The sequence below is a fragment of the Zobellia uliginosa genome, from assembly GCF_018860745.1.
GTDB classification, from domain to species: Bacteria; Bacteroidota; Bacteroidia; order Flavobacteriales; family Flavobacteriaceae; genus Zobellia; species Zobellia uliginosa_B.
The window spans coordinates 1,079,387-1,085,386 of sequence record NZ_JAHKPY010000014.1 but is presented as its reverse complement, the minus strand read 5'-3'; the positions used below and the strand labels follow the sequence as shown (position 1 = coordinate 1,085,386).

The 6,000-nt window shown below is 34.1% G+C and carries 4 protein-coding genes; all 4 read left to right on the top strand.

Going from position 1 to position 6,000, the window contains the following annotated elements; all coding sequences use genetic code 11:
* Positions 1–239: 239 nt before the first annotated feature.
* The 4 genes from KO521_RS19415 (at position 240) to KO521_RS19400 (ending at position 5,978) form a co-directional block, all read left to right on the top strand.
* Entirely contained in the window at positions 240–3,404 is a 3,165-nt protein-coding gene (locus KO521_RS19415) for a T9SS type B sorting domain-containing protein (RefSeq protein ID WP_252730112.1), read from the top strand.
* Between the two features lie 220 nt (positions 3,405–3,624).
* The gene (locus tag KO521_RS19410) at positions 3,625–5,127 is read left to right on the top strand and encodes a WD40 repeat domain-containing protein (protein ID WP_215941551.1); all 1,503 of its coding nucleotides are present in this window, start codon (positions 3,625–3,627) and stop codon (positions 5,125–5,127) included.
* Positions 5,128–5,437: 310 nt separating this feature from the next.
* The gene (locus tag KO521_RS19405; RefSeq protein ID WP_215941550.1) at positions 5,438–5,686 is read left to right on the top strand and encodes a type II toxin-antitoxin system ParD family antitoxin; all 249 of its coding nucleotides are present in this window, start codon (positions 5,438–5,440) and stop codon (positions 5,684–5,686) included.
* Entirely contained in the window at positions 5,679–5,978 is a 300-nt protein-coding gene (locus KO521_RS19400; RefSeq protein ID WP_215941549.1) for a type II toxin-antitoxin system RelE/ParE family toxin, read from the top strand. The genes KO521_RS19405 and KO521_RS19400 overlap by 8 nt, the downstream gene beginning before the upstream one ends.
* Positions 5,979–6,000 lie beyond the last annotated feature (22 nt).

The following is a 6,000-nucleotide window of genomic DNA, read 5'->3' as shown; positions in this document are numbered from 1 at the left end:
AACCATGTATATTAACGAACAGCTAATAAATACAAAACAACTCTTAAGAATGCATCTTAAGGGTTGTTTTATGTAGATAGTCAAAATAGTTTTAAACGTATATAAAATAAGCCCTATTTTGCAAATGTAAAATGTTACAACTAACCAACTTCATGCATAAAAACACACTCCTATTACTTTTTTTTTTAGTTTTAAATGTGGTGTCTTCCCAAACAACGTTAAATCATAATATCGGGAGTATGCCTACTACAACGGATATGTTATCGTGCGAATTTGCGCAATCTTGGGCAAGAGCATTTTCTCTTTCCGATTTTGGAATTGCGCAAACACAAAAATTTGCAATAAATTCTGGTCAAGTTGCAGTCTATAATTCATTAGGAGGTGCAAGTGTACAATTTAATATTTACCGTATTGACGCAAATTTTCCAAGCTCATTTTCATCTACTAATCGTATAGGAAGTAGCCAAGTAGTTAAATTACCCGTTATTGGAGAAACCCCGGAAATTATAAACATTAATTTTGATAACCCTATCCTAATTCCAGATGGCACAGAAAGGGTTTTAGTTGAAGTTAGAAAATTTTATGACATTTCTAATCATGATAACTCAATAGCCTACATTGCGGGAACAGAAGATGATTATGATGTTTCTTGGTATTGGGGTTGTCATGAAGTATACTCACATACCAACACAGCAGACCTAAATAGTCCTTCGCCAAACGCTAATTTTTTCATCAATGTAACCGGTACTTTAGTTGACACAAATAATTTAGGTCCAGAAACACTTTTGACACATAATTCTTGTGATGAAGTATTCAAAACTCGACAATACTCCTGTACTGGTGGGGGACTAAAATTTGGAAGAACTTTTGTCTTAGATGATTTTGGCGTTTCTGGCAATGAAGAATTTATTATTGACAGTGGACAAGTTGCTTTTTCTAGTGTAGGAGTCTGGGATGTAAATATTCAATTTAATATATATAGTATTGATGAAAACTTTCCTGATTCTTATTCTGAAACAGATTTAATAGGAAGTAGTCAAGTAATTTCAATACCTTATTTTGGTTCTGGGCTCGGTAATGACCCAAAAATTTTCGATATCATATTCGGTACTCCAATAACCGTCCCTGCGAATGTTGATAGAATTCTGGTTGAAGTATATAATCTTCCAAGTTCAGGTTACTCGGGGAATGTATTTATAGCTGGTGGGGTTCAAAATACTGACATTTCTTGGCTACGTTCAGAAGCTGGTGGTTGTACTCCTTTTCAAGAATATATTGCTGTTACCACTCCTGATGTCAACTATTTTATTAATGTATCGGGTAATACAAATCACGTAACCAATAACTTTGAAATGAGCATATCTAATGTCTGTTCAGAATTTTTAAAGGAATTTAGTGTTGCTCCTGCTGCTAACATATCCTCAATAGTATGGGATTTTGGTGACCCATCTTCAGGTGCTAATAATAGGGGAATTGATGTTTCCCCATTTCATGATTTTTCGTTTGATGGTACATATACCGTAACAGCCACAGTAACCGCTAATGATGGAAGTATTGAGGTGTTAAGGGAAACCATAATGGTAGTAGACCCCCCAGATGCTTATGGAATTGACAATGTATATTCCTGTGAAGATAGTTTTGCAACTGGCTTTTCCTCATCATTCAACTTATCACAGATTGAGCAACAAGTTCTTGGAGGTCAAAACAATATGACCGTCACTTTTATAGATGGTAGTGGTAATGAATATGACACATTGCCTAGTCAGTTTACCAACACTATTAAGAATCGTGAAACTATTAGAGTTAGGGTTTCACATAATAATAACCTTTGTTGTTACTCTGAAACCACTTTTGATATAATAGTAAATTCAATTCCCGATGTATCTTCTGTTGTTGATCTTTTTATGTGTAGTAATGATGCTAATGGGTTTGCTACATTTGATTTGGAGCAAGTACAAAACACTATTTTAAATGGTAGTAATGCAACTTTGGTTTTGTTTTATAGAGCTAGTGGAAATCAAATTCAAGCACCCTTGAATGCTGTTGAAAATTTAGTTATAAATGAAGAGGAAATAACCGTTCGAGCATATGAAAGCACCAACAACTGTTACAATGAGACTGCTTTTAAACTTTTGGTAAATTCATTGCCTGTTGCTCAAGATTTAAACATGATGATTGGCTGCGATGACAATAATGATGGTATTTCAGAATATTTTGACACCTCTTCAATAGCATCGCAAGTGGTTGGCGATTTAGAAGGCATGACAGTATCATATTTTGATACTAATGGTAATTCACTGCCAAGTCCATTACCTAACCCATACACCAATACAATGGCTAATGAAGAAACTATTACGGTAAGGGTAACAAATCCGGAAACATTTTGCTATAACGAGACTCCTTTGGTTTTGAGAACTTCGACACAACCACAGATAAACATGCCGTCTACTGTTTATTCATGTGATTTAGGTAATGGATTTGCTAGCTTTAATCTTTCACATATTGAATCGGAAATCACTAATGGTCAAATAGGAATAAACCTATCATATTTTGATGCAAATGGAGTTCAATTACCCAATCCATTAACTAATTCATACGAAAATAGTATCGCTTGGAATGAAACCATTACGGTACGAGCTGAGAATTCATTGAATGCACTTTGTTTTACTGAAACTAGTTTTGAATTAGTTGTTATGGAACTTCCTGTAACACAGCTAGAGCAGAGCTATTTTTTATGTCATTTAGAACCTTCATTAACTATTCAAGTAGAGAATGATTTTGAGTATTATAATTGGCTCTATGAAGGTGATGACATAATTTCAGATACAAATGAAGCAGAATTGATAAATGCAGGGTTGTATACCCTTACAATAGGTAAAACTACAAACGGGGTTTATTGCGAAAACAGTTTTGATTTTGAATTTATTAGATCATCACCACCCACAATTACAAAAGTAAATTACCAAGAGCTGTCGAATAATAATTTCATTGAAATTATTGCAATAGGTGATGGTGATTTCGAATATTCTTTAGATGGTATCAATTTTAATGATAGCAATTATTTTACCAATGTTATTGGTGGTGTATATACTGTACTAGTAAGAGATAAAAATAGTTGCGGCGAGGACAGTGAAATAGTAACAATTATTGATTATCCAAAGTTTTTTACACCAAACAATGATGGCATAAACGATTATTGGCAAATTTATGGGATTGATCAGTTTCAAAATTCCTACACATATATTTACGACAGATATGGAAAGTTAGTAGCTCAATTAGTACCAAATGTTAAGGGTTGGGACGGTTTACTCAATGGAACACCAATGATATCTAGTGATTATTGGTTTAAAACCTATCTTGGCAATGGAAGTGTATTTTCAGGTCACTTTTCCCTCAAAAGATAAAGCCAGTTGCCAACAATACCTAAACGTAATGCGGACTTTAAGGCTAAATCGTAAGGTCTGTGTATATTTATAATGTCCCGAAATCTTTGGGATTTCTCTTTGACACAAAAAAAGAAAAAACAAAACCAAAAGATTTCGCTATGTACATGGCGGAAAGCAAACGATAGTTTGCTCCCGTACTGTTCATAGCTAAACCGTTGTATGTCATTAAAAAAATAATATGAAAAATAAAATTATAATCCTTTTTTTTACAATAATTCTTTCTGCGTGCGGTAATGACAATGAAGTCCAAGAGGAGCTTGAACTTCAACCGCCTACAATAAATATCACTTCACCTGAAAATGATACTGAATTCAATCTTGGTGATGAAATAATTTTTCAAGGCAATTTAAATGATACAGAAGATGTAACGTCTGAATTAGAATTATTGATATCAAGTAATATTCAAGAAAATATAACCACAAATATTAGTATTAATAATAACGCTTTCAGTTTAACAATAAGTGACCTAATTGAGGGAGTTCATATACTTACTTTTACTGTTATTGATTCAGATCAAATGCAAAATTCATATAATATTACTACAAACTTATTGCCCTTATCAGAACCTGTTTTCTTTCAAATTGGTGATAAAATAACTGGTAATTCACGGTATGTCGAAACTTCTGCCGATGGAGATATTATAGCCATTCTAGATGGTGATAATACTTCTGTAAGGGTAAGAACTTATGTTAATGAAAACTCTGTTTGGACAACTACTTCTGCAAATGATATAATCGCTAATGATTTGGGTAAAAAAAATAGCTCTCTAAGCATGTCTCAAAACGGTAAATTTTTAGCCGTCGGTTCCTCTAATAGAGGTTTTAATAATCCAGACCCTGATCTTATGGGTATTGGCATTGTAAGGGTATTCGAAAATGTAAATGGTCAATGGATTCAAGTGGGCGATGATCTTAAAACTGGAAATGAACTTGATGGTTTTGGCAGAGGTGCTAGGGGCAACGGTACAGATTTATCAGCTGATGGGTCTATTATTGCTATTGGCGCCCCAGATTTTTATGGAAGTGGCAATTTTGATGATGATTTTGGCCTTGTAAGAGTTTTCAAAAACAATGGAGGCATGTGGGAACAAATGGGTTCTGATATTATTGGGGATTTAAACACATCAACGGGAGCTGGGGTGTCTTTATCTGAAGATGGGCTTACGATGGCAGTTGGTGCGAGTAGGTATCAAAATAGCACTGGTCAAGTAAAAGTTTACAGGTTTGAAAGCAATGATTGGGTTCAAATAGGAAATGAAATCAATGGCGAAGCAGAAGTAGAACTTGTAGGTATAACGCTAAGCCTATCTGGTGACGGAAATAGATTAGCGTTAAGTACTTTAACACAAGATAGAACTATGGGCTATCTAAAAGTTTTTGAAAATATCAACGATAATTGGGTACAATTAGGTGAAACTATAAGAAGCGATGGTGGTATTTTTAACTTTGGAATAAGAATAGGATTATCTTCTGATGGATCAGCACTAGCTACAATTTCGGTCACTGCAGCAGAAATTTATAAAGTGACTGATAATTCTATTGATAGACTAGATATTGAAATAGGAAATCCATCTGGTGGCATTACTGATATGCGTTTATCTTCAGATGGTTCACGCATAATTGTTAAAAATACATCTGAGATATTTGTATATGATATCGGTGAATTTACTACAGCAGACTAAGAGCAATAAACTAAAAAGCGCTACGTGTTAATTGAGTAAAACGCCATACAACACAACCTATAAACAATACGGGCTTAGGTCTTAAAAGCTAAGGCTTGCGTATTTTTATAGAGTCCGCCAAATCTTTTGCATTTTGCTCTAGACAGTAAAAAATAAATCAAAACAAAAAGATTTCGCTAAGTGCATGGCGGAAAGAAAACGCTAGTATGCTCCCGTACTGTTCATGGCTAAACCGTTGGGTGCAATTTGAAAATTCAGCCAAATTTGGACATTTTACCAATTTTTGGTAAATTTGAGTAAAATTCATACAATGAAGAATACATCCATATCACTCGGGAATTATTTTGACCAATTTGTACAAACTCAAGTTTCTGCTGGTCGATATAAGAACGTTAGCGAAGTTATAAGAGCTGGACTAAGAATGCTGGAAAATGAAGAAAATAAAGTAATCGCGTTGAGAAATGCAATACAAGAGGGATTGAACAGTCCTTTGGTTGAGGATTTTGACTTTGATGAAAATCTTAAAAAACTAAAGGCTGAAAAAAGAAAAAATGGCTAAAGTTTTACTGAGACAAGAAGCCATTGATGACTTAAATGATATTTGGGATTACACTTTTGAAAAATGGTGTGAAAAGCAAGCTGATAAATATTATGCAACAGTTAAGATGGCTTGTAATGGAATCGGCGAAAATCCCGAAATTGGAAAAGAATATAGCGGAATAAGCAGAAACCTACTCGGACTCAAATCTGGAAAACATATTATATTCTATCAACAGATATCAAATGATAGAATCGAAATCATCAGAATTTTGCACGAGAGAATGGATTTGAAAAATAGAATAACGGAATAAAAACTACACCCAACACAACCTA

Excerpts from the sequence above, each read along its gene's own strand:
- KO521_RS19410 (WP_215941551.1), top strand. The coding sequence starts at position 3,625 with ATGAAAAATAAAATTATAATCCTTTTTTTTACAATAATTCTTTCTGCG.
- KO521_RS19405 (WP_215941550.1), top strand. The coding sequence starts at position 5,438 with ATGAAGAATACATCCATATCACTCGGGAATTATTTTGACCAATTTGTA.
- KO521_RS19400 (WP_215941549.1), top strand. The coding sequence starts at position 5,679 with ATGGCTAAAGTTTTACTGAGACAAGAAGCCATTGATGACTTAAATGAT.
- KO521_RS19415 (WP_252730112.1), top strand. The coding sequence starts at position 240 with ATGCCTACTACAACGGATATGTTATCGTGCGAATTTGCGCAATCTTGG.